Below are 23,442 nucleotides of genomic sequence, written 5' to 3' on the forward strand. Positions count from 1 at the left end.
CGGTGTGCTCTCGATCCGTGGCGGTGACCCGGAGGCCGCAGCTGCGACGGACCCCGTCCTCGGCACCCCCGACGAGCCGGTGAGCGTGACCGCTGCGGCCGAGGCGTTCGCAGCTGCCCTCGAGCGGCGTCGTCGCGACGAGCTCGACCGCGGGCTGACCCTCGTCGGGCCGCACCGGGACGACGTCTTGTTCCAGCTCAACGGGTTACCTGCCCGCGGGTACGCCAGTCACGGCGAGTCCTGGTCCTTCGCGCTGGCGATCCAGCTGGCGAGCGCGTCGATCCTGCGGGCGGAGTCCAACCTCGGCGACCCGATCATCATCCTCGACGACGTGTTCGCCGAGCTCGACGAATCCCGGCGGGAACGCCTCGGGAACGCCGTGGCCGACTACGAGCAGGTGCTCATCACGGCAGCGGTGTTCGGGGACGTGCCCGCGCAGCTGGCCGCGCACACGGTGCGGATCGAGGGGGCACGATCGTGACCGACGAGGCGGACGCGAGCCGGGCCTCCAGGTCGACCACGGACGCGACCGACGCGACCGACGCGACCGACGACACCGACGCGACCCCGCCGGAAGCCGACGCCTGATGCCCCGCCCGTGGAAGCCGACCGAGCCGTCGCGACTGTACCGACACCTCCGAGCCGTCTTCGGCGACCCGTCGAAGCGCGGGGTCGACGCCCGCCGGCGGCGCTCCCGCGAGCTCGACGCCGACACCGTCCCCTACGGCCGAGGCCGTGAACCACGAGGGCTCGGCGACGTCGTCGGATCGCTGGCCAACGAGCTCGGGTGGACCGAACCGCTGGCCCGCTCGGAGCTGTTCGTGGACTGGCCGAGCGTCGTCGGTGAGGAACTCGCCAAGCACTCCACCCCGGTCACCATCGACGACGGTGCGCTGGTCATCCGGTGCGACTCGACGGCCTGGGCGACGCAGCTCCGACTCATGCGTGCCAGCGTCACGACGACCATCGCCGAGCGGCACCCGGAAGCCGGGGTCGAGTCGATCCGGGTTTCGGGGCCGGACGTCCCCACCTGGAAACGCGGCCCCAGGACGGTCCAGGGGCGCGGTCCTCGCGACACCTACGGTTGAGCCGACGAAATCATCCTGTGGTGCCAAAAAGTCCGCCTGTGGGCCGGATGAGCCCTCGAAAGAGGGGCCTCTGCGGTAGACTGGGAGGTGCAGTGCGCGGGCGTTCCGCGCGCAGGCAGGAGCACGCTCGACATGGCATCAGAATCTGAAGACGACCCGCAGAACCCGCTCGACGCGGAGACCCCGCAGAGCGAACCGTCCTACGGAGCAGACCAGATTCAGGTGCTCGAGGGGCTCGAGGCGGTCCGCAAGCGTCCCGGTATGTACATCGGTTCGACGGGGCCCCGCGGTCTGCACCACCTGGTCCAGGAGATCGTCGACAACTCCGTCGACGAAGCCCTCGCCGGGTACTGCGACACCATCGACGTCACCATCCGTGAAGACGGCGGTGTCCGCGTGGTCGACAACGGCCGTGGCATCCCGGTCGGCATCCACGCGGCCGAGGGCGTCTCGACCGTCCAGGTCGTCCTGACCGTCCTGCACGCCGGCGGCAAGTTCGGCGGCGGCGCGTACGCGGTGTCCGGTGGTCTGCACGGTGTCGGTTCCTCCGTCGTGAACGCGCTGAGTTCCGAGCTCGACGTCGAGGTCCGACAGCAGGGCCACGTCTGGCGCCAGAGCTACACCGACGGCGTCCCGGTCGCACCGCTGACCAAGGACGAACCGTCCGACGAGCACGGCACCACGATCACCTTCTGGCCGAACGCCGAGATCTTCGAGACCGTCGTCTTCGACTACGAGACCCTGCGCACCCGGTTCCAGCAGATGGCCTTCCTCAACAAGGGCCTGCGGATCAACCTGCGCGACGAGCGCACCCCGGAAGACGGGGAAGAGGCGCGGAACGACTCCTTCATGTACGAGCGCGGTCTCGCCGACTACGTCGAGTACATCAACGCGCAGAAGAAGGCCGACCTCGTCCACCCGGACGTCATCGGCTTCGAGTCCGAGGACACCGAGCGCAAGATCGCGCTCGAGGTCGCGATGCAGTGGAACACCTCGTACCAGGAGAGCGTCCACACCTTCGCGAACACGATCAACACGCACGAGGGCGGCACCCACGAAGAGGGCTTCCGCGCGGCGCTCACGTACCTGGTGAACAAGTACGCGCGCGAGACGAAGATCATCAAGGAGAAGGACGACAACCTGACGGGTGACGACATCCGTGAAGGGCTGACGGCCGTCATCTCCGTGAAGCTCGGCGAACCGCAGTTCGAGGGCCAGACGAAGACGAAGCTCGGCAACACCGAGGCGAAGGGCTTCGTGCAGCGTGTCGTCGGCGCCGAGCTCACGCACTGGTTCGAGAGCAACCCGACCCAGGCACGCGACGTCGTCCGCAAGGCGATCCAGGCGTCCCAGGCCCGACTCGCGGCCCGCAAGGCCCGCGAGACCACGCGTCGCAAGGGGCTGCTCGAGTCGGGTGGCATGCCCGGCAAGCTGAAGGACTGCCAGTCCAAGGACCCGACCCTGTCGGAGATCTTCATGGTCGAGGGCGACTCCGCCGGCGGTTCCGCCGTGCAGGGTCGCAACCCGATGACGCAGGCGATCCTGCCCCTGCGCGGCAAGATCCTGAACGTCGAGAAGGCACGCCTCGACCGGGCGCTCGCCAACCAGGAGATCCAGTCGATGATCACGGCGTTCGGCGCCGGCATCGGTGAGGACTTCGACCCGGACAAGGCCCGGTACCACAAGATCGTGCTGATGGCCGATGCCGACGTCGACGGCCAGCACATCACCACGCTGCTGCTGACCCTGCTGTTCCGCTACATGCGTCCGCTCATCGAGCGCGGCTACGTGTACCTCGCGCAGCCGCCGCTGTACCGGCTGAAGTGGTCGAACGCCGCACACGAGTACGTGTTCAGCGACCGGGAGCGCGACGCCCTGATGCAGTCGGGCATCGCCGCCGGCAAGCGGATCCCGAAGGACAACGGCATCCAGCGCTACAAGGGCCTCGGCGAGATGGACTACAAGGAGCTCTGGGACACCACGATGAACCCGGACACCCGCACGCTCCTGCAGGTCACGCTCGAGGACGCGGCCGCAGTGGACAGCACCTTCTCGACGCTGATGGGTGAAGACGTCGACGCACGTCGCCAGTTCATCCAGCAGAACGCGAAGGACGTCCGCTTCTTGGACATCTAGACCCTGGCCTGGAGGCGCGGTGCCAGCCGCGCGCTCTGGTCCGGACCACCTGTGGTCGCGTCCACCGCGACGAACGTCACCACGGCCTCCCGGCCGTCAGAAAGGTAACGCAAGCCAATGGCTGACGACAACGAGAACGCCCCCGACGAGCAGCCCGAGATCGTCCACGGCGACAGCGGGGACATCGTCGTCTCCGGTGACCGCATCTCGCAGGTCGACCTGCAGCTCGAGATGCAGCGTTCCTACCTCGACTACGCGATGTCGGTCATCGTCGGCCGTGCGCTGCCCGAGGTCCGCGACGGCCTGAAGCCGGTGCACCGCCGCGTGATCTACGCGATGTTCGACGGCGGCTACCGCCCGGACCGCGCGTTCTCGAAGTGCTCACGCGTCGTCGGAGACGTCATGGGGCAGTTCCACCCGCACGGCGACTCGGCGATCTACGACGCGCTCGTCCGACTGGTGCAGCCGTGGTCGCTCCGGTACCCGCTCGCCCTCGGTCAGGGCAACTTCGGCTCGCCGGGCAACGACGGTGCAGCAGCGCCGCGGTACACCGAGACCAAGATGGCGCCGCTCGCCATGGAGATGGTCCGGGACATCGACGAGGACACCGTCGACTTCCAGGACAACTACGACGGCCGCACGCAGGAGCCCGCGATCCTGCCGGCCCGGTTCCCGAACCTGCTGGTCAACGGCTCCGTCGGCATCGCCGTCGGCATGGCGACGAACATCCCGCCGCACAACCTGCGCGAGGTCGCCGAGGGAGCGAAGTGGGCCCTCGACAACCCCGAGGCGACGCGCGAAGAGCTCCTCGCCGCGCTCATGCAGCGCATCAAGGGGCCGGACTTCCCGACCGGTGCGCAGATCCTGGGCACCAAGGGCATCCAGGACGCCTACCTCACCGGTCGTGGTTCGATCACGATGCGTGCCGTCGTCAACGTCGAGGAGATCCAGGGTCGCACCTGCCTCGTGGTCACCGAGCTGCCGTACCAGGTCAACCCGGACAACCTCGCGATCAAGATCGCCGACCTGGTCAAGGACGGCAAGCTCGCCGGCGTCGCGGACATCCGCGACGAGACCTCGGGTCGCACCGGCCAGCGCCTGGTGATCGTGCTCAAGCGCGACGCCGTGGCCAAGGTCGTGCTGAACAACCTGTACAAGCACACGCAGCTGCAGGAGAACTTCGGCGCGAACATGCTCGCGATCGTCGACGGTGTGCCCCGCACCCTGCCGCTCGACGGGTTCATCTCGGCGTGGGTCGCGCACCAGGTCGACGTCATCGTCCGCCGCACCCAGTTCCGCCTGCGCGAGGCTGAGAAGCGCGCGCACATCCTGCGCGGCTACCTCGCAGCGCTCGACGCCCTCGACGAGGTCATCGCGCTCATCCGTCGGTCGCCCGACGTCGAAGAGGCCCGGTCCGGCCTGATGGACCTGCTGTCCGTCGACGAGATCCAGGCACGCGCGATCCTCGAGCTCCAGCTCCGTCGACTGGCCGCCCTCGAGCGACAGAAGATCCACGACGAGGCCGAAGAGCTCGAGCGCAAGATCGCCGACTTCCAGGACATCCTGGCGTCGGAGACCCGGCAGCGCACGATCATCCGCGACGAGCTCGAGGAGATCGTCGACCGCTTCGGCGACGACCGCCGCACCGAGATCATGCTCGGTTACGACGGCGACATGTCGATGGAAGACCTCATCCCCGAAGAGGAGATGGTCGTCACCATCACCCGCGGCGGGTACGTCAAGCGCACGCGCAGCGACCAGTACCGCTCGCAGCACCGCGGCGGCAGGGGTGTCCGTGGCGCCCAGCTCCGTGCCGACGACATCGTCGAGCACTTCTTCGTCACGACGACGCACCACTGGCTGCTCTTCCTGACCGACCAGGGCCGGGTCTACCGTGCCAAGGCGTACGAGCTGCAGGAAGCCGGCCGCGACGCCAAGGGCCAGCACGTGGCGAACCTGCTCGCGATGCAGCCGGACGAGCAGATCCAGCAGGTGCTCGACATCCGTGACTACGAGGTCGCGCAGTACCTCGTCCTCGCGACCGAGCACGGGCTGGTGAAGAAGACCGCGCTCACCGAGTACGACACCAACCGCACCGGTGGCATCATCGCGATCAACCTGCGCGACGGCGACAAGCTCCGCCAGGCGCTGCTCGTCGACGAGCACGACGACCTGCTGCTCGTCTCACGACAGGGCATGTCGCTCCGGTTCACCGCGACGAACGACACCCTGCGGCCGATGGGTCGGTCGACCTCGGGTGTGAAGGGCATGTCCTTCCGCGACGGCGACTCGCTCCTGGCCGCACGCGTGGTGGCGGACGACGGTTTCGTCTGGGTGATGACCGAGGGCGGGTACGCCAAGCGCACCGCCGTCGACCAGTACCGCATCCAGGGACGCGGTGGTCTCGGCATCAAGGTGGCGAAGTTGGCGACCGACCGAGGCGACCTTGTGGGTGCTCTCATCGTCGGTGAGGACGACGAAGTGCTCGTCGTGCTGCAATCGGGCAAGGTGGTAAGGTCTGCCGTGGCCGAGGTCCCTGCCAAGGGTCGCGACACCATGGGTGTCGTCTTCGCCAGGTTCGCGGCGAACGACAAGATCATCGCAGTGGCCCAGAACACCGAGCGGAACCTGGTCGACCAGGACGACGCCGAGATCGAGCCAGCGGGCCCGGTGGAGACGGTCAGCCCTTCCGAAGCGGCCCCGGACTCCACTGATCCCATCGACACCGAGCCCGTCGCGGACGAGGCCGGAGAGGACCAGTCAAGCAATGAGTAGTGTCGCCGAGAAGCTCCAGAAGAAGGCGAAGCGACCCGTCGGCACCCGCCAAGTGCGGCTGCGGCTGGTCTACGTCGACTTCTGGTCGATGGTGAAGCTCAGCTTCCTCATCGCCCTGGCCGGCAGCATCGTGATCGTGGTCGCCACGGCGCTGGTGTGGGTCATCCTCAACCAGACGGGCGTGTTCACGCAGGTGGACGCCTTGTTGAAGGATGTCACCGGTCAGAACAGTTACTCGATCATGGACCAGTTCTCACTGGGTCAGGTGCTCGGGTTCTCCATCGTCGTGGGCATCCTCAACGTGGTCGTCGGCACTGTGCTCGGCGCCATCGTGAGCGTCCTCTACAACCTCAGTGTCCGCATCACCGGCGGCTTGCTCGTCGGCTTCACGAACAACTGACACACCCGGGCCGGGTGAGCCGACCGCTCGATTTCGTTCTGCGAGATCCGTGGGGTAGGCTTTCATCCGGTCTGAGGGGCTATAGCTCAGGCGGTTAGAGCGCTTCGCTGATAACGAAGAGGTCCAAGGTTCAAGTCCTTGTAGCCCCACCAGTTCTTCGGAACACACGACAATTCCATCCCGCCGCCGATCACCTCGGTGGCACTCGGGGCCTTAGCTCAGTTGGTAGAGCGCCTGCTTTGCAAGCAGGATGTCGGGAGTTCGATTCTCCCAGGCTCCACTCGCGGAAGCCCCTGGTTGACGACTTCGTCGTCTGCCCAGGGGCTTCGTGCTGTGCTCATCCGCGCCGCCGCCCCTGCGGCGCGTCGTCGTGTGTGCTCGGGTCGTGCGTGTGCCGCTGCGTCGCGGTTCCGAAATCTCGGCATCTCGGGCGCTTCTGGGGCCGCCCGTGGAACCTCGGCCGGCAACGGGCGTCATGTCGTGGAACCTGCCCGGGCGCCTGGTCGCAGCCAGCACCTGGGAACGACGAAGGGCCCCGGCGGAGTGCCGGGGCCCTTCGTACGAACCGTGGAGGTCAGGCGGCGGGCTTCTCCGCCGTGTCAGCGTCGTCGGCAACCCAGAGGTCGTCGTCGGCGCGGAGCGTCTGGTACGCGGCGTACGCAGCACCAGCAACGGCGACGACGCCGACGATGATGAGTGCGACACCACCGAAGCCGATGCCCTTCTTCTGCTGCGACGGCACGTACTTCGCAGCAGCCTTCTTGGCCTTCTTGCCCTTCTTCTGGGCGTTCTTCACGATCTTCTTGACCCGGGGGTCCTTCGCGAGGTCGGTCACGCTCAGCACGGAGCCAGCGGTCGACACCAGTCCGGGGATGACCTCGGACTGGAACTTGTGCGAAGCGCTGTGTGCTGCGGACGTCGCAGCGTGGACCCCGGTTGCGACCGCGGGACGGATCCCGTTGTCGATCGCGTTCTGCACACGGGGGCGATGTCCTTGCGGGCTGCGTCGGCTGCGTTCGACCGGGCTTCCGCCAGGATCGCGTTCGCGTGCTCGAGGACCTTGCGCTGCTCTCCGAGGAGCGAGGCGGTCTGGCCCTTGAGCTTCTTGATCTGCTTCCGACGCTTGCGCGGGATCTCGATCGTCGTCATCTGGTACCTCCATCGGATCGGCGTGACACCCATCCTGCCACCAGAGTCCCTGACAGGTCACGGAGCCTCACCTGTGGGTCCGGTCCGTATGCAGCCGGTACATGCGAGAATCGGAACATGTCTCTGCACACCGCTGTCGCAACGATCCACACCAACAAGGGCGACATCCGCGTCAACCTGTTCGGCAACCACGCACCGAAGACCGTCAAGAACTTCGTCGACCTCGCCACGGGCAAGCAGGAGTGGACCCACCCGGGTACGGGCAAGGTCTCCACCGACAAGCTCTACGACGGCGTCGTCTTCCACCGCATCATCAAGGACTTCATGATCCAGGGCGGTGACCCGCTCGGCCAGGGCATCGGTGGCCCGGGCTACCGCTTCGACGACGAGATCTCCCCGAGCTCACGTTCCAGAACCCCTACATCTTCGCCATGGCCAACGCCGGCATCCAGGGTGGCCGTGGCACCAACGGGTCGCAGTTCTTCATCACCACGGTGGCGACGCCGTGGCTGCAGGGCAAGCACACCATCTTCGGTGAGGTCGCCGACGACGAGTCGCGTGCCGTCGTCGACGCCATCGAGGGCGTCCCGACCGACGGCCGTGACAAGCCCGTCGAGGACGTGGTCATCCAGAGCATCGACGTCGAAGGCGTCTGATCCTCACGTGACCGACCAGGCGTACAACCCGAACAACACCTGCTACCGGCATCCGGACCGGCAGAGCTTCGTGCTCTGCCAGCGCTGCGGGCGGACGATCTGCCCGGAGTGCCAGACGCCGGCGGCAGTCGGGGTGCACTGCCCGGAGTGCGTGCGTGAACAGCGCGCGCAGTTCGCCGCGAACCGCCGTGCGTCCGGAGCGCCCAGCGGGCTGACGGTCGCGCGGCGGCGTTTCGCGATGCTCGACCAGAAGGCGACGGTCGTCATCGTGGCGATCACGGTCGCCATATGGCTGCTCGACCAGGTCAGCGGGGGCTTCTTCACCAGCCTGCTCGCCTACAACTCGCTGCTGCTGCCCACGCAGCCGTGGCGGGTCGTGACCGTGCTCTTCGTCCACTCGGGCATCCTCCACATCCTGTTCAACATGTGGGCGCTGTGGATCTTCGGCCGGATGCTCGAGAACATGCTCGGTGCCTGGCGATTCGTGGCGCTGTACTTCATCACCGGGATCTTCGGTTCGATGCTCGTCACGTTCCTCGCCCCCGGTACCTGGGTGGTCGGGGCGTCCGGTGCGATCTTCGGGCTCTTCGCGGCGTTCTTCGTGCTGCAGCGGAGCCTCGGGCAGAACGCCGTACAGCTCCTCGTGATCATGGGCCTCAACCTGGTCGTCGGGTTCCTCCCGGGGACGAACATCTCGTGGCAGGCGCACGTCGGTGGCATCATCGGCGGCTTCCTGGTGGGCTTCGTGTTCGCCAAGACCCGGAACATCCGGCAGCGGCCGCTGCAGATCGGTCTGCTCGTCGCCTCAGCGCTGGTGGGCGTCGCGCTCACCGCCGTCGGGTACGCGGTCACCATCGGCTGACACGGTCTGGTCACACGTCCCTCGAACGCCCCGTCGCATCCGCGGCGGGGCGTTCGGTGTTCGCGGGCCATCGCTGCGGCAGCCGTCCGTTCCGCGACCACCAGGCGGACGGGAGGCACGGTGCCGACCCGCCACGGGCCTCCCGTCCGCCGTCGGGACGCAACTCGAGCGCGACACGCGCCCGTCCACAAGGCGCCCGCTGAGTTATCCACAGGTGTGGACAAATCGGTGAGTTACACGGGTGTGATTATCCCCACTGTGGATACAGCTGTGGATAACTCCGGGGTTGGGATGTGGAGGGTGGTGTGGACAGTGTGGAGAACTGTGGACAAGTGCCGAGATCCTCCAGGATGCAGCCGAGCACGGCCGTGTCACTTGTGGACAACGACGACGCCCGCCGCACCTTTCGGTGCGACGGGCGTCGGGGTGTCTCGAGGCCGGGGTTCAGCGCCAGCGCGTGGTCATGAGGAAGCCGATGAACATGATGCCGAAGCCGACCAGGATGTTCCACGAACCGAGGCTCGGCACGGGCAGCGTGGCGTTCGAGATGTAGAAGACGATCACCCAGACGAGGCCGATGATCATGAAGCCGAACATGACCGGCTTGAACCACACCGGGTTCGGGGCGTCCCCGGCGGTGTTGACCGAGTCGGCTCGGGTCCTCCGGGCGGGCTTGGTGCGGTCCTTGTCACTGGCCATGGCCGGTATCCTACCGTGACCACGTGTGTGGATCGGCCCGCAGACCGCTGCACACATCCCCCACGAGTACGGTGAACCGCCATGACCAGGATCCTCGTCGTCGACAACTACGACAGCTTCGTCTACACGCTGAACGGCTACGTGCAGCAGCTCGGGGCCGAGACCGACGTGGTGCGCAACGACGCCTTCCCCGACTCGGAGATCGCCGACCGCATCGCCGAGTACGACGGCGTGCTCCTCTCCCCGGCCCGGGGACTCCCGCAGACGCCGGTGTCTCCATCCCCACGGTGCACGCGGCGATCGCGTCCGGCACGCCGCTGCTCGGGGTCTGCCTCGGGCACCAAGCGATCGCGGAAGCCCTCGGCGCCACCGTCACGCACGCGGACGAGCTCATGCACGGCAAGACCTCGCAGGTCGACCACGACGACAGCACGCTGTTCGCCGGGGTCCCGCACCCGTTCACGGCGACGCGCTACCACTCCCTCGCGATCGTCGACGGCACGGTGCCCGACGAGCTCACCGTGACGGCGCGCACCGGCGGTGGCGTCATCATGGGCGTGCAGCACCGCGGGCACCCGGTGTACGGCGTGCAGTTCCACCCCGAGTCCGTACTGACCGAGGGCGGTTACCGCATGGTCGGCAACTGGCTCGAGACCACGGGCCTGTCGGGTGCGGCGGAGCACGCTGCCGGTCTGGGTCCGCTCATCGCGACGCACCGCGCCTGACCAGGCTGCAGGCCGCGTGGCGACACGACGGCGTCGTGTGGGGCTCGTGGACCGTCCGCGCGTGGGAGCTGTGGTGCGTGGCGGCGGTGCGCCGTCCCTCCAGACCGGTCACGCCGGTCAGCGACCGTCGTCGCCGCCGTCCTTCTTGTCGTCGTCGCCGCTGGCGGGCGGTGCCTGCGAGGGCTGAGCCGGCGCAGCGCAGTAGGTCAGGGCGACCGAGCTGCCCTGGTCGACGTCGCCTTTCGGGGTGTCCTGCTGCGTGACCGCACCGCCGGTGCACGAGTTCGTGGGCGCGGGGGTGACGGTGAGACCGAGTTGCTCCAGCGCCGCCTTGGCGTCGGCGAACTGCTGGTTGGTGACGTCCGGCAGCTGCACCTTCCCGTTGGAGATCGTGAGGTTCACCACGGAACCCTTGGCCTGCATCGAACCCGTCTCGGGGTCGGAGCTCAGGACGGTACCCGCCGGGACGTCCGATGAGTAGTCCGAGCTGATCGAGCCCAGCTGGAACCCTGCGTCGTCGAGAGCCTTCTGCGCAGCCGACTGGGTCTGGCCGCTCAACTGGGGGATCGCGACGGGGGCGGGGCCGAGCGACACGACGACGTCCACGCTCTGGCTGCGCCCGACGTTGATGCCGGAACCGGGGTCCGTCCGGATGACGGTGCCCTTGGCGACGTCGTCGGAGTTCTCCTCGACCTTGACGGCCGTCAGGTCGCGCTTGGCGAGGGCTGCCTCCGCGGCGTCGAAGGTCGAGCCGGCGACGTTCGGCACACTCACCGAGGACGACACCGGGGCTTGCCCGGCTGCAGGTTCGCGACGAAGAACACCACGCCGACGATGACCGCGACCGTCAGCAGGATGCCGACCCAGATCCACGCCACGGGCGGCCGGTTCTGGGTTCGCTGCGGGCGGTGTTCAGCGGTGTCGTCGTCGAGCTCGCGGAAGGCTGCGGCCGGGTTCGACGTCGTGCGCGGGTCGACACCGAACAACACGGTCGAAGCGTCGTTCGCCGCGTTCTGCTGGAGCTTCTTGGTGGACGTCGGAACGCGACCAGCGGCGGCCTGCTGCAGGTCGGTGCGGAACTCGGCGGCGTTCTGGAAGCGCCGGGTGCGGTCCTTCACGAGTGCGTGCAGGGTCACGGCGTCGAGCGCCGGCGAGACCGCCGGCGTGATCGACGACGGCGCGACCGGGTGCTCGCTGACGTGCTGGTAGGCGACGGCGACGGGGGTGTCCCCGAGGAAGGGCGGTCGTCCGGTGAGGAGTTCGAAGAGGACGACACCGGTCGAGTAGATGTCGGTGCGGGGGTCGACGGTCTCGCCGCGTGCCTGCTCCGGCGAGAAGTACGACGCGGTCCCGAGGATCGAGGTGGTCTGCGCGACCGTGGCCGAGGTGTCGGTGATCGCGCGTGCGATGCCGAAGTCCATGACCTTCACCTGGCCGGTGTGGGTCACCATGACGTTGGCTGGTTTGATGTCGCGGTGCACGACGCCGGCACGGTGCGAGTACTCGAGGGCCGTGAGGATGCCCTCGGTGATGCGCACGGCTTCGTCCGGGGCGACCGCGCCCTCGGCGATGATGTCGGAGAGCGGCCGGCCCTCCACGTACTCCATGACGATGAAGGGGACCTGCACCTCGGCGCCGGACGTCTCCGTCACGGTCTCCTCGCCGGCGTCGTAGACCCGGACCACGGTCGGGTGCGCCATGCGTGCGGCCGCCTGGGCCTCTTGCCGGAAGCGTGTGCGGAAGGCCGGGTCGTTGGCCAGGCTCGGCTTCAGCAGCTTCACCGCGACCTTGCGACCGAGACGCGTGTCGTTACCGAGGTGCACGGTGGCCATGCCGCCTCGACCGATGACGTCACCGATCTCGTAACGGTTCGCGAGGAGCGTGATCCCCGCGGTCACACCTTCTGGCACGTACTCCTCCGTCTGTCGGTCCGGGCTAGTGTACGGCAGCCCGACCTGGTGAGACGCTGGCCACGGACGGGTCGACCGAACCGTTACCGAACGGTGTCGACAGCCCCCGTCCGGGGGACGTTCGCGGTCAGTCCTGCGGTCCCTGGCTGGGGTTGATGCCCTCGGTCGGGTCGGTCGTCGGCTCCGGGTCGGCCTCCCACGTCGCACTCGTGGTCGACGAGCTCGGCGACGTCAGGTCACCGCACTCCGCCGTGTACGACAGCGAGATCGTGCCCGGGTCCTTGCCCGTGACCTCGATGGAGGTGTTCGTGACCGTCCCGGTCGACTGGTTCTTCGCGTCGGTGCCGTTGTTGATCGTGTACGTGTACCCGCTCAGGGAGTGGCCGGCGGGGCACGCCGTGAACGCGTTCCACGAGAACGTCACCTTGCCGTCCGACGAGACCGTGCCGGCCGTCGGGGCGTCGGGTGCGGTCGTGACCGTCGCCACCTCGGTGTACGCCTTGATGGTCACCAGCGATCCCGGTTCGAGGTTGCCGGTGGGGTCGAGCGACTGCACGGTACCGACCTGTCCGGCGTTCGCCGCCGGGTCGCCGTCGACGATCGTGGCCTCGAGTCCGAGCTGCTGCAGCTTCTGCCTGGGCATCGGTCGCCTGCATGCCGACGTAGTCGGCCTGCGACACCGTCACGCGGGCCGGTGTGGTCGGTGTCGGTGTCGGCGGCGGCGTCTGCGACCGGGTCGGCTTCGGGCTGCTCGAGGACTTCGTCGGGGTCGGCTCCGGCTCAGCCGCACCGTTCAGTGCGAAGGCGCCGACGACACCGGCGATCGCGAGCACCACGACGATGCCGACGACCCACCAGATCCAGGCGCGCTTCTTCTTCGGCTCCTCGGCCTCGTCGTTCGTCGGGGACACCGGTGCGCCGGGTCCGCCGACGCCCGCGGCTGCCGCGCCGGACTGGGTGCCGAGCAGTGCCGTGGCGGCGTCGTTCCCCTGGCCCTGCGGCGGGTTGAACGCGACCGTTCCGCCCTGAGCGATCGCGGGGACGGCGACGGTGGCCGCTGCGACGTCACCACGGCGGAGCGCCTGAGCGGCGCGCGCGAGGTTGGCGGCGGTGGCAGGACGGTCGGCGGGCTTCTTCGCGATGCACGAGATCACGAGGGCGGCGACGGGCTCGGGGATGTCCCCGGGCAGCGCCGGCGGCTGCTCGTTGATGTGCGCCATCGCGATCGCGACCTGCGACTCGCCCGTGAAGGGACGACGACCCGCGAGGGCCTCGTACGCGACGATGCCGAGCGAGTAGATGTCGGTGGACGGCGACGCCGGGTGCCCGCTCGCCTGCTCGGGCGAGAGGTACTGCACGGTGCCCATGACCTGGCCGGTCGCGGTGAGCGGGACCTGGTCCGCGATGCGCGCGATGCCGAAGTCGGTGATCTTGACCCGGCCGTCCGGCGTGATGAGCAGGTTGCCGGGCTTGATGTCACGGTGCACCAGGCCGACCGCGTGTGCGGCCTGCAGGGCGTTCGCGGTCTGCGCGACGATGTCCAGGACCTTGTCGACCGGCAGCGTGTGCTCGCGCTCGATCATGGTCGACAGCGCTTCGCCGGGGACGAGCTCCATCACGAGGTAGGCGCTGCCGTCTTCTTCGCCGTAGTCGAAGACGTTGGCGATGCCCTCGTGGTTGACGAGCGCAGCGTGGCGGGCCTCGGCGCGGAAGCGCTCGAGGAACCCGGGGTCGCCGAGGTACTCGTCCTTGAGGATCTTGAGTGCGACGGTTCGGCCGATGACGAGGTCGGTGGCCTGCCACACCTCTCCCATGCCGCCGATGGCGACCCGGGACGAGAGCTGGTACCGCCCACCGAAGGTGAGTCCGCTGGTGGGTCTCATTTGTTCAGCACCGCCTCCATGACTTTCTTCGCGACCGGGGCCGCGACCGTGTTGCCGACTCCCGACTGACCGAGCCCGCCGCCGTCTCCGACGACGACCGCCACGGCGACCTCCGGGTCCTTCGCGGGCGCGAACCCGGTGAACCAGAGCGTGTAGGGATCGCCCGTTCCGCCCTCGGCCGTGCCCGTCTTCCCTGCGACGTCGACACCGTCGATCTTGGCATTCGTTCCGGTCCCGGCGTTCACGACGCTCTGCATGGCCTCGGTGAGGTCAGCGGACTCGGAGGAGGACAGCGGATCACTGTACTGCTTCGGGGAGAAGGACTCGACCGTCTTCAGGTCGCTCGTGGTGATCGAGTCGACGAGCGAGGGCTGCATGACCTTGCCGCCGTTCGCGATGCCGGCCGACACCATGGCCATCTGCAGCGGGGACACCCGGACGCTCGCCTGGCCGAAGGCGCTGAGCATGAGCTGCGCGGTGGAGTCGACCTCGGGGTACTGGCTGGCGGTCGCGGACATCGGGACCTCGATGGCGTCACCGAAGCCGTACTTGTCGGCCATGCTCTTGATCGCGTCGTACCCGAGCTTCTGTCCGAGCTCGGCGAACGGGATGTTGCACGAGTACTGGATGGCCGTGCGGAGCTTGACCTTGTCGCCGCCGCCGCACGTGCCGCCCTCGGCGTTGTTGATGTACGAGCTCGTGCCGGGAGCTGCAGGCGCGACGGGTTCGGGAACGTCGAGTCGAGGTTGTACTTGCCGCCCTCGAGCGCCGCTGATGCCACGACCAGCTTGAAGACGGATCCGGGCGTGTACAGGTCGCCGCCGATCGCGCGGTTCTGCAGCGGGGACGCCGAGGCGCCGAGCAGGGCGTCGTACTGCTCCTTGACCTTCGCGGTGTCGTGCGAGGTGAGGGTGTTCGGGTCGTAGCTCGGCTTCGAGACCATCGCGAGGATCTTGCCGGTCTTCGGCTGGATGGCGACGACGGCACCGCTGTTCGTGCCGAGGGCGTCGTACGCGGCCTGCTGCACGGCGGGGTCGATCGTCAGGTTGACGTTGTCGCCCTGGACGTCCTGGCCGGTGAGGATCGAGTTGAGGTTCTGGAAGAACGAGGCGTCCGAGTTGCCGGACAGCACGGTGTTCTCCGCGCTCTCGATGCCGGTGTTGCCCTGGCCGATGGTGAAGTACCCGGTGACGGCGGAGTACAGGTCCCCGTTCGTGTACTTGCGCTGGTACTCGTACTGGTCGTCCACCGGGGTCGACTCGGCGATCGGGCTGCCGTCGACGAGGATCGCACCCCGCTTGGTCGAGTAACTGTCCAGGATGGTTCGTGAGTTGCGCGAGTCGGCACGGAGCGAGTCGGCCGAGAAGAACTGGATCGAGGTCGTCGACACGAAGAGTGCGACGAACATGAGCACGATGACGGTCGAGACACCGCGGAGCTGTCGGTTCATCGACGACGCTCCTTCCTGGTCGCGCGCGCGGACCGCCCGCTCGCGGCGGGGATCGCGCCCTGCTGGACGCGTTGTTCGGCTGGGATGGAATCGGTGAGTCGCAGCAGCATCGCGGCGATGATCCAGTTGGCGATGAGCGAGGAACCACCCGCGGCCATGAACGGTGTGGTCAGGCCGGTCACCGGGATCACGCGGGTGATGCCACCGACGACGACGAACACCTGCAGGGCGATCACGAAGCCGAAGCCGACGCCGAGCAGCTTGCCGAAGTCGTCCTGTGCCATGAACCCGACGCGGATGCCGCGCGAGGCCAGCACGATGAAGAGCGCCAGGATCGCGAAGACGCCGATCAGGCCGAGCTCTTCGCCGAGCGAGGCGATGATGTAGTCGGCGTTGGCGACGGGCGTGATGTACGGGCGCCCCTGGCCGAGGCCGGTGCCGGTGATCCCGCCGTTCGCGAAGCCGAACAGTCCCTGCACGAGCTGGTAGCTCGCCTGGGTGTCACGGCTGAAGACCTCTTGGTTGAAGGGGTCGAGCCACTGCTCGAAGCGGCCGTGCACGTACTCGAGTGCGCTCTGCGCGACGAGCGCGCCGCCGACGAACAGCACGAGGCCGATGGCCACCCAGCTGATGCGTGCGGTCGCGACGTAGATCATCACGAGGAACAGGCCGAAGTAGAGCAGCGCCGTGCCGAGGTCGCGCTGGAAGACGAGGACGGCCATCGCGGCGCCCCACATCACCAGGATCGGGCCGAGGTCACGAGCGCGCGGGAACGTCATGCCGAGGAACTTCTTGCCGACGATCGACAGGGAGTCGCGGGCGGTCACCAGGTAGCCGGCGAAGAACAGGGCCATGGTGATCTTCGCGAGCTCACCGGGCTGGAAGGAGAACGGCCCGATCTTGATCCAGACGCGTGCGCCACCGATGTTCTGGCCGATGCCGGGCAGGATCGGCAGCAGCAGCAGCGCGATCGTCAGGAACATGAAGATGTAGCGGTAGCGCTGCAGGAACCGGTGGTTCCGGACCAGCAGCAGCGTGATGATCGCCAGGACCATCGCGAGCATCGTCCAGACGATCTGCTTCACACCGATGGCGTCCCAGCCGGTCAGGCCGTTGTGGACGTCGATGCGGTAGATCTCCGCGATGCCGATGCCGTTCAGCACGAGTGCGATCGGCAGGATGAACGGGTCGGCGTTCTTCGCGACGACCCGCAGCACGACGTGCATCACGAGTCCGAGCCCGAGGATGCCTCCGCCGACCCACAGCACCGAGGTGTCGAACAGCCGGCCCTTGGTGCCGAGCTGCACCAGGACCATCGCGCCGGCGCAGATGCCGCAGGCGATGACGAGCAGCACGAGCTCGAGGTTCCGAGCACGCGCTGGTTCACGGAGCTTGATCGTGATCGCCTGCGTGAACGACTGGGCGGTGGCGTTGCTCATCGCGAGCCCCGGGTCGGGGACGGCGTGGGCGTCGACGACCGGGTCGGCGACGGCGAGGGTGACGAGGTGGATCCGCCGTCACCGCCGGTGCCGGCTTGGTCCTGCCCGGTCTCGGCGGCCTTGCGCAGTCGGTCGACGATGTCGCGCGCGTCACCGAGTGACTGCGCGTTGATCGTCGAGCGGACGTTCTCGCGGGTGTAGTCCGGCAGCATCGACACGGTGATGTCGGTGTCCTCGTAGACGTCCGACAGCGCCAGTGGTCCGATCGACTGCTGGACGCCCTTGTAGATCGCGACCGTGCCGCGGTCGGTGCCGACGTAGTAGTGGTCCTGGGTGATCCGCCAGCCGAGGAACACGGCCCCGACCAGGGCAGCGACCGCCACCACGAGCGCGACCGTCCACGAGACCCGACGCCGGATGCGGCGTCGGCGGTCCTCGGCGATGAGTTCGGCGAAGAACTGGTCGGACTCGGGCTCGAAGTGCGAGTCCTCCGGAGCCGTGGTGACCTTGAGGGGGTGCAGCAGGATCGTGGGGAGGCGGATCGGCTTGCGACCGGTCGACGCCTCGAAGGTCAGGGAGCGGCCGCGGACCCGACGGTGGTGGCCGCGTCGTCGTCGTCGTCGACCTCGTCCGCGGTGACGTCCATGACGACGACGGTGACGTTGTCGGGGGCGCCGTGGTCGAGGGTCTCCTTGACCAGGCGCTGCGTGACCTGGTTGGCGTCCATGTTCGACGCCAGGGCGTGCCGGATGCGCTCTTCGGCCAGGTACGACGACAGGCCGTCGGAGCACAGCAGCCAGCGGTCGCCCGGCTGGATGTCCATGATCGCGGTGTCGACCTCGGGTGCCGCATCGACGTCGCCGAGCACCCGCATGAGGACCGAGCGACGGGGGTGGACCGCGGCTTCCTCCGGGGTGATCCGGCCGCTGTCGACCAGGCGCTGCACGAAGGTGTGGTCCGACGTGATCTGCTGCAGTTCACCGTCGCGGTGGCGGTAGATGCGCGAGTCACCGATGTGCGCGATCGCGATCTGTTCGCCGACCCGGATCATTGCGGACACCGTGGTGCCCATGCCGGTCAGTTCCTGGTGCTCGAAGACCGTCTCGGTGATGAGCTGGTTCGCGGCGATCAGTGCCGACTGCAGCGCGAACTCGGCGTCGTGCGCGGAGGGGAACTCGCGGTCCACCTCCCTGATGCGCCGGATCGCGATCGCCGAGGCGACGTCGCCGCCGGCGTGCCCACCCATGCCGTCCGCGACCGCGAACAGGTGCGCCCCGGCGTAGCCGGAGTCCTGGTTGTTCGCGCGGATGCGGCCCACGTGGGACACAGCGGCGCTCAACGTGCGAGCGGTCATGCCGGGTTACCGCCGCAGCTCGAACGTCGTCGTCCCGATCGTGATCGGCGTGCGCTCCGCGACGATCAGGGGGCGCTCACCTTCTGACCGTTGACGAAGGTGCCGTTCGTGGACTCGAGGTCGGTGAGGAGCCAGCCGTCGGCGCGCAGGTCGAGCCGGGCGTGGTTGGTCGAGGTGTAGTCGTCGCGGATCACGACGTTGGACTCGCTGGAGCGGCCGATCGTGATCGGTCCGCCGCCGAGCGGCATCTCCATGCCCTCACGCGCGCCCTCGGTGATCACGAGGCGGGTCGCGGCTGGCGATGCGGACTGCGTCGCCTGCGTCGGTTGCCCGATCAGGTCGGTGAACGCGCCACCCGAGGCCGCTGCCGGCGCCGCCGCTGCGGGGATCGTCGGGGTCGTCGGTCCGGAGGGAGCCGACTTGGAATCCGTGGGGATCGTGCGCACGCGCTGGCCGAAGAGATCACTGCGCAGGGCGAAGACGATCACGAAGACGAACAGCCAGAGCACCGCGAGGAACGCGAAGCGCAGGACGAGCAGGGTCAGGCCTGTGGTCATCGAGCACCTCCGTCGTTCTCCGGGATCACCCGGAACACCATACGGGTACGACCGATCTCGATGGTGGAGTCCGGCTCCACGATCGCCTGTTGGAAGTGCTGTCCGTTCAGCTTCGAGCCGTTCGTCGAGCCCAGATCCGTGGCCTGGGCGTGCTTGCCGTCCCACAGGACCTCGACGTGCTTCCGGCTCGTCCCGGTGTCCGCGATGGTGATGTCGGCGTCGCTGCCACGGCCGATCACCGTGCGTCCGCGCTGCAGGCGGTGGCGCTGCGAGCCGATGTCGAGCACGGCGATCCAGGCGACGTCGCGCTGCACCGTGGTGGAGTCGATCTGCAGGATGCCCGTGGACAACGTGCCGTCCTGCTGCAGCCGGATGGTGACCGGACCGGAGAACGAGTAGTTCTGCGCGACGGCGTGCTGGTGGGCCATCTGCGTGAGTTCGTCGATGAGCGGACGACCGACGTCGTTCATGCGCGTGAAGTCCGGCGGCGCGAGGCGCACGGTGAACTCGTTCGGCACCAGGATGCGCTCTCGCGACACCACGGCGGCCTTCGTGTCGAGCTCGCGGCGCAGGGCGCTGGAGATCTCGACCGGCTGCACACCGGAGCGGAAGGTCTTCGCGAACGCGCCGTTCACGGCACGCTCCAGCCCTCGCTCGAAGTTGTCCAGCAGGCCCATGTGTCTCCAGAGTCGTCGGTCGTCAACCACTGCATGGTAGTGGTTGGCGCAGGGGGCAGTCTGTGCGTGGTAGTGTTTTGGGGCTGGCGCGAGTGGCGGAATTGGTAGACGCGCACGGTTCAGGTCCGTGTGCTGGAAACGGCGTGGGGGTTCAAGTCCCCCTCGCGCACCAGGCGAAACAGCGAAAGGCCCCGGAGGAATCCGGGGCCTTTCGTGTTCTTCCGGGGTGTCCCGGAGCGGCCGTCGCCGGATGGCGGATCAGGTCCGATCGGCGTCCGTCGGGTGGTCGGGATCCGGCCAGGAGGCGCGGCTCGACCCCGACACGCCGGGTCCGGAGAACCCGTGGTCGGTTCTTCCCGCATCGCTGCGGGCGAAGAACGGGCGCGCGCTGGGCAGGAAGAGGAGCACCGCGGCGACGACCGACAGCGCGATCGGCAGGAGTCCGACTTCGCCGCTGGTGAGGCTGAGCACGGCACGGGCCACGGCGACGACGACCAGCACGATGCGTGCCGCCCGCGATCCGGTGGCCGTGCGGACGACCGCCCACCCGACGAGTCCCCAGACCGCGACCGCGACGAGCACCGTCAGGACCGTGCCGAGGGCGTTCCCGTCCGCGCCCGCCACGAACTGCAGGACGGTCGCCACCAGGCAGACCGCGACCCAGAGGAGCCAGAGCACGATCGACACCGTGACGACCTGCGGTCGATCCGGGCGACGGGTGAACGGTGTCCTGGTCATGGCTGCACGGTACCGGGCGGTCAGGTCGTGCGAGCGGCCGCCCCGCTAGCGTGACCAGGTGACCGATGATCGTGCAGCAGCCCCTCGTCCCGGCGTCGACGTCCCCGATGCCCGTGGGCGGACCGGACTCGACGCTGTCGGCCGTGACCTCGACCGCAACCCCGACGTCGTCGTGCGGGACGTCGAGGTCGTGTCGGACGGGTGGCACGTGCTCCGTCGCACCACGCTCGACGTCCGGCGCCGGGACGGCCGGTGGGACCGGCAGCAGCGCGAGACCTACGACCGCGGGAACGGTGCCACCGTGCTGCCGTACGACGCCGAGCGCGGCACCGTCCTGCTCACGCGGCAGTTCCGGTGGCCGGCGTACGTGAACGGGCACCCGGACGGGATGCTGATCGAGGCGGCGGCGGGGCTGCTCGACGAGGACGACCCCGAGACCGCCGTCCGACGCGAGGCCGCCGAGGAGCTCGGCATCCGGCTGGGTGACCTGGTGCGCGTCGGCGACGTCTTCATGAGCCCCGGTTCGGTGACCGAACGCGTCCACTTCTACGTCGGTGCGTACACACCGGCGGACCGGGTCGAGGCGGGCGGCGGGGTGGAGGACGAGGGCGAGGACATCGAGGTGCTCGAGCTGGCACTCGACGAGGCGCTCGCGATGGTCGAGGACGGCCGGATCGCCGACGGCAAGACGATCATGCTGCTGCAGTGGGTGGCACTGCGGCGGCTGTCACCCCGACAGGGCTGACCCGTCCAGGCCCACCGCTCGGGCGATCGTCGTGCGCACCAGGCCCTCGCGGGTCGGGCGGTCGAGGTAGTCGACCAGGGCGTACCCGTTGGTCGCGTCGACGAGCGCGAAGAGCAGGCGTCCCACGCCGTCCGGGTCGTCGGTCCGCAGCACGCCCCCGCGCACCCCGTCGACGACGACCGTGGTCGCGAGGAGCTGCCAGTCGTCCATGACGTCCCGTGCCGCGGTCGCCAGTGCCGCGTTCGTGCGGCCGATGCTCCACGCGTCGGCCCACAGGGTGGCGACGTCGTCGCGCGCCGGATCGGCGATGCAGCCGAGCAGGGTGCGGAGGCCCGAGACCGGGTCGGGCGCAGCGGCGACGATCGCGCGGACCTCGGCGACCTCGGCTGCCGCGACGGTGCGGAACGTCTCGCCGACCAGGTCCTCCATGCTCGGGCGGTAGTGGGCGACGAGCGACGGCGCGACCCCGATCACGGCGGCGATCCCGCGGAGCGTCACCGCCGCGAGGCCCTCGGCGCGCGCCAGGTCGACGGCGGCCGCCGTGATCTGGGATCCGCGTTCGGCCGGGCTCAGGCGCCGGCGGGCCGGTGTCGTCGGCATCGTCCCACCGTATCCGCGCGTCACGCGCCCTCGACGACGAAGGCCGCCCACAGGTCGGCACGGGTCGCGAAGACGGCGAGGTCGCGGTCGAGGAGCCGGCCGGCGTGCTCGACCCGGGAGCGTGCGGTGTGGCGGTGGATGCCGAGCACCTGGGCGGCGCGGTCGTACTCGCAGTTCTGCTCGAGCCAGGCGCGGACGGTGCGGGTGAGCTCGGTGCCCGCCGACCGGTCGTGTTCGAGCAGGGGAGCGAGGAACGCGCGAGCGACGGCTCCGGCGTCGACGTCCACGTGGGCCAGGTGTGCGAGGACGCCTTCGCGGGCGAGGTCGCCGAACTCGGTGGTGCCCGGTCGCCCTTCGCGCCGACGGTCGAGGGCCTGCACGGCCTCGGTGCGGGCACGACCGAACGACCGGTACGCGGCACCGTCCGACAGGCCGGCCCGCAGGTCGAAGCGTCCGACCAGTTCCTCGACGATCGCGGTGTCGTCGGCGCTCACGCACAGGAAGAGGGCGTCGTCGACGGCGAAGAAGAGCTGTCCGGGCCGGTCCTGCACCCACAGTTCGAGCAGGTCGACGACGGTGTCGAGGTCGTGGTCGTCGACCTCGAGGGCCGCGATCCGGACGGGTTCGGCGGGCAGGGGCCCCCACACCTCGCGCGATGTCGACTGGACCACCTCCGGATCGCCGACCGAGAGCATGGTGAGCAGGCCGGTGCGCAGGAGCCCGCGCGCCCTGGCCAGCTCACGGTTCTGCTGCAACGCGAGTCCGGCGAGGGCGATGACGGACGTCACCACCTCGCGGCCGGCGCGGTCGAGCGCACCGCCGTTCGCGATCGCGAGCACACCGCTCAGGTGGCCCCCGCTGCCGAGGGTCTGCAGGGTGAACCCGGTGCGGTGCTCGGTGGTCACCGGCAGGCTCGCCCGCTGTCCCGCCCGCAGCAGGCGCAGCGCCTCGGTCCGGAGCAGCTCGAGGTCCTGGGCGGGCACGCCGTCCGTCGGGTGCCCGCGGTCCAGCCGCCCGGACACGTCGAAGAGCCCGACCCAGCCGTCGAGCTGCCCGGAGAGCTCCGCGATCGTGGCTCCGAGCCCGTCCGGGCGCATCGCTGCGAGCGAGATCGCCCGCTGTGCGGCGAGGGCCCAGGCGTTCCGGGCGTTCGCGTCGCGGGCGACCGCTTCGGCGTTCGCCTGCGCGACCGCGATGAACGAGGTCTCGTAGGGCACCTCGAACAAGGGGAGTCCGTACTGCTCGCAGGCGGCGACGAGGGCGTCCGGGGTGCCGGCGCGGACGACCTCGGTGCCGAACCCGAGTGCGACGACGCCCCGCTCGACGAGTCGGCGGACGTAGGGGCCGGCGACGTCCTCCGGGACCTCGGCCTCGGCACCGAACTGCGTGCCCGTGGTCAGCAGTCCCTGCCCGTCGGCCAGGAACGGCGTCGGGTCCTCGAGGTCGGAGCTGTGCAGCCACGACAGCGGGGCGTCGAGGGCGCCCGCGTCCGCGCCGGTCAGTGGGCGGAGGCGGAGGTCGGCACGGAGCAACAGGGAACGCAGCGTCGCGGGCATGGGAGCACCTTATCCACCGGGGCGATCGGACCGGGCCTCGATG

The 23,442-nt window shown here is 68.9% G+C and carries 17 protein-coding genes, 3 tRNA genes and 5 pseudogenes; 12 read left to right on the forward strand and 13 right to left on the reverse strand.

Features of this window, described 5'->3' with window-relative positions:
- The first annotated feature begins 4 nt into the window (after positions 1–4).
- From JN350_RS20530 to JN350_RS02870, 7 genes are all read left to right on the forward strand, one after another.
- Positions 5–481 (forward strand): hypothetical protein, encoded by a 477-nt coding sequence (locus JN350_RS20530; protein ID WP_461963567.1) that lies wholly within the window; start codon positions 5–7, stop codon positions 479–481.
- 106 nt (positions 482–587) lie between these two features.
- Complete coding sequence (locus JN350_RS02845) at positions 588–1,088, forward strand: DciA family protein (RefSeq protein WP_205463480.1); 501 nt, start codon at positions 588–590, stop codon at positions 1,086–1,088.
- 132 nt (positions 1,089–1,220) lie between these two features.
- Complete coding sequence (gyrB, locus tag JN350_RS02850; RefSeq protein ID WP_131845069.1) at positions 1,221–3,224, forward strand: DNA topoisomerase (ATP-hydrolyzing) subunit B; 2,004 nt, start codon at positions 1,221–1,223, stop codon at positions 3,222–3,224.
- A gap of 117 nt (positions 3,225–3,341) precedes the next feature.
- Positions 3,342–5,999: a DNA gyrase subunit A gene (gyrA, locus tag JN350_RS02855; RefSeq protein ID WP_216834274.1), complete on the forward strand. Its 2,658-nt coding sequence runs from the start codon at positions 3,342–3,344 to the stop codon at positions 5,997–5,999.
- On the forward strand, positions 5,992–6,399 hold the full coding sequence (locus JN350_RS02860; protein ID WP_027466922.1) for a DUF3566 domain-containing protein: 408 nt from the start codon (positions 5,992–5,994) through the stop codon (positions 6,397–6,399). Before gyrA ends, JN350_RS02860 begins: the two co-directional genes overlap by 8 nt.
- A 75-nt stretch (positions 6,400–6,474) precedes the next feature.
- Positions 6,475–6,551 (forward strand) — tRNA-Ile (locus tag JN350_RS02865).
- A 55-nt stretch (positions 6,552–6,606) separates the two neighbouring features.
- Positions 6,607–6,679, forward strand: a tRNA-Ala gene (locus JN350_RS02870).
- 294 nt (positions 6,680–6,973) lie between these two features.
- Here JN350_RS02870 and JN350_RS02875 read toward each other — a convergent pair.
- Positions 6,974–7,378 (reverse strand): hypothetical protein, encoded by a 405-nt coding sequence (locus JN350_RS02875; RefSeq protein WP_205463481.1) that lies wholly within the window; start codon positions 7,376–7,378, stop codon positions 6,974–6,976.
- A 287-nt stretch (positions 7,379–7,665) separates the two neighbouring features.
- On the opposite strand from JN350_RS02875, the pseudogene JN350_RS02880 reads away from it, so the two are divergent.
- Positions 7,666–8,204, forward strand: a pseudogene (locus JN350_RS02880) (peptidylprolyl isomerase).
- Between the two features lie 7 nt (positions 8,205–8,211).
- Positions 8,212–9,066, forward strand: a complete 855-nt coding sequence (locus JN350_RS02885; RefSeq protein WP_205463482.1) for a rhomboid family intramembrane serine protease — start codon at positions 8,212–8,214, stop codon at positions 9,064–9,066.
- Between the two features lie 444 nt (positions 9,067–9,510).
- On the opposite strand, the gene JN350_RS02890 is transcribed toward JN350_RS02885, so the two are convergent.
- Entirely contained in the window at positions 9,511–9,765 is a 255-nt protein-coding gene (locus JN350_RS02890) for a cell division protein CrgA (RefSeq protein ID WP_205463483.1), read from the reverse strand.
- 81 nt (positions 9,766–9,846) lie between these two features.
- Between JN350_RS02890 and JN350_RS02895 the strand changes: the two are divergent.
- Positions 9,847–10,490: pseudogene (locus JN350_RS02895) on the forward strand (anthranilate synthase component II).
- Between the two features lie 117 nt (positions 10,491–10,607).
- On the opposite strand, the gene JN350_RS20535 reads toward JN350_RS02895, so the two are convergent.
- The 8 genes and pseudogenes from JN350_RS20535 to JN350_RS02930 form a co-directional block, all read right to left on the reverse strand.
- The gene (locus JN350_RS20535; protein WP_461963576.1) at positions 10,608–11,264 is read right to left on the reverse strand and encodes a PASTA domain-containing protein; all 657 of its coding nucleotides are present in this window, start codon (positions 11,262–11,264) and stop codon (positions 10,608–10,610) included.
- Positions 11,261–12,400, reverse strand: coding sequence for a Stk1 family PASTA domain-containing Ser/Thr kinase (gene pknB, locus JN350_RS20540; RefSeq protein WP_461963579.1), 1,140 nt, complete (start codon positions 12,398–12,400; stop codon positions 11,261–11,263). Before pknB ends, JN350_RS20535 begins: the two co-directional genes overlap by 4 nt.
- A gap of 127 nt (positions 12,401–12,527) precedes the next feature.
- Positions 12,528–14,283, reverse strand: a pseudogene (locus JN350_RS02905) (protein kinase domain-containing protein).
- A pseudogene (locus tag JN350_RS02910) lies at positions 14,280–15,733 on the reverse strand (peptidoglycan D,D-transpeptidase FtsI family protein). The pseudogenes JN350_RS02905 and JN350_RS02910 overlap by 4 nt, the downstream one beginning before the upstream one ends.
- A complete protein-coding gene (locus JN350_RS02915; protein WP_205463484.1) occupies positions 15,730–17,172 on the reverse strand; it encodes an FtsW/RodA/SpoVE family cell cycle protein in 1,443 nt (480 codons plus the stop codon). The pseudogene JN350_RS02910 and the gene JN350_RS02915 overlap by 4 nt, the downstream one beginning before the upstream one ends.
- Positions 17,169–18,526 (reverse strand): annotated as a pseudogene (locus JN350_RS02920) (Stp1/IreP family PP2C-type Ser/Thr phosphatase). The gene JN350_RS02915 and the pseudogene JN350_RS02920 overlap by 4 nt, the downstream one beginning before the upstream one ends.
- Positions 18,527–18,591: 65 nt before the next feature.
- Complete coding sequence (locus JN350_RS02925) at positions 18,592–19,083, reverse strand: FHA domain-containing protein FhaB/FipA (protein ID WP_461963582.1); 492 nt, start codon at positions 19,081–19,083, stop codon at positions 18,592–18,594.
- Positions 19,080–19,760, reverse strand: a complete 681-nt coding sequence (locus tag JN350_RS02930; protein WP_123292929.1) for an FhaA domain-containing protein — start codon at positions 19,758–19,760, stop codon at positions 19,080–19,082. Before JN350_RS02930 ends, JN350_RS02925 begins: the two co-directional genes overlap by 4 nt.
- 86 nt (positions 19,761–19,846) lie before the next feature.
- Here JN350_RS02930 and JN350_RS02935 point away from each other — a divergent pair.
- A tRNA-Leu gene (locus JN350_RS02935) sits at positions 19,847–19,932 on the forward strand.
- A gap of 86 nt (positions 19,933–20,018) precedes the next feature.
- Here the strand turns inward: JN350_RS02935 and JN350_RS02940 are convergent.
- Complete coding sequence (locus JN350_RS02940; protein WP_205463485.1) at positions 20,019–20,498, reverse strand: hypothetical protein; 480 nt, start codon at positions 20,496–20,498, stop codon at positions 20,019–20,021.
- Positions 20,499–20,556: 58 nt separating this feature from the next.
- On the opposite strand from JN350_RS02940, the gene JN350_RS02945 reads away from it, so the two are divergent.
- On the forward strand, positions 20,557–21,243 hold the full coding sequence (locus JN350_RS02945) for an NUDIX domain-containing protein (protein ID WP_205463486.1): 687 nt from the start codon (positions 20,557–20,559) through the stop codon (positions 21,241–21,243).
- Here JN350_RS02945 and JN350_RS02950 read toward each other — a convergent pair.
- On the reverse strand, positions 21,226–21,843 hold the full coding sequence (locus tag JN350_RS02950; RefSeq protein WP_205463487.1) for a TetR/AcrR family transcriptional regulator: 618 nt from the start codon (positions 21,841–21,843) through the stop codon (positions 21,226–21,228). The genes JN350_RS02945 and JN350_RS02950 overlap by 18 nt on opposite strands.
- Before the next feature lie 20 nt (positions 21,844–21,863).
- Complete coding sequence (locus JN350_RS02955) at positions 21,864–23,399, reverse strand: PucR family transcriptional regulator (RefSeq protein ID WP_205463488.1); 1,536 nt, start codon at positions 23,397–23,399, stop codon at positions 21,864–21,866.
- Positions 23,400–23,442: the final 43 nt, after the last annotated feature.

The sequence above is a fragment of the Curtobacterium sp. 24E2 genome (assembly GCF_016925595.1).
GTDB lineage: Bacteria > Actinomycetota > Actinomycetes > Actinomycetales > Microbacteriaceae > Curtobacterium.

Coding starts and splice junctions, on each gene's coding strand:
- JN350_RS02845 (WP_205463480.1), top strand. CDS start 588: ATGCCCCGCCCGTGGAAGCCGACCGAGCCGTCGCGACTGTACCGACAC.
- gyrB (WP_131845069.1), top strand. CDS start 1,221: ATGGCATCAGAATCTGAAGACGACCCGCAGAACCCGCTCGACGCGGAG.
- gyrA (WP_216834274.1), top strand. CDS start 3,342: ATGGCTGACGACAACGAGAACGCCCCCGACGAGCAGCCCGAGATCGTC.
- JN350_RS02860 (WP_027466922.1), top strand. CDS start 5,992: ATGAGTAGTGTCGCCGAGAAGCTCCAGAAGAAGGCGAAGCGACCCGTC.
- JN350_RS02890 (WP_205463483.1), bottom strand. CDS start 9,765: ATGGCCAGTGACAAGGACCGCACCAAGCCCGCCCGGAGGACCCGAGCC.
- JN350_RS02915 (WP_205463484.1), bottom strand. CDS start 17,172: ATGAGCAACGCCACCGCCCAGTCGTTCACGCAGGCGATCACGATCAAG.
- JN350_RS02925 (WP_461963582.1), bottom strand. CDS start 19,083: ATGACCACAGGCCTGACCCTGCTCGTCCTGCGCTTCGCGTTCCTCGCG.
- JN350_RS02930 (WP_123292929.1), bottom strand. CDS start 19,760: ATGGGCCTGCTGGACAACTTCGAGCGAGGGCTGGAGCGTGCCGTGAAC.
- JN350_RS02940 (WP_205463485.1), bottom strand. CDS start 20,498: ATGACCAGGACACCGTTCACCCGTCGCCCGGATCGACCGCAGGTCGTC.
- JN350_RS02950 (WP_205463487.1), bottom strand. CDS start 21,843: ATGCCGACGACACCGGCCCGCCGGCGCCTGAGCCCGGCCGAACGCGGA.
- JN350_RS02955 (WP_205463488.1), bottom strand. CDS start 23,399: ATGCCCGCGACGCTGCGTTCCCTGTTGCTCCGTGCCGACCTCCGCCTC.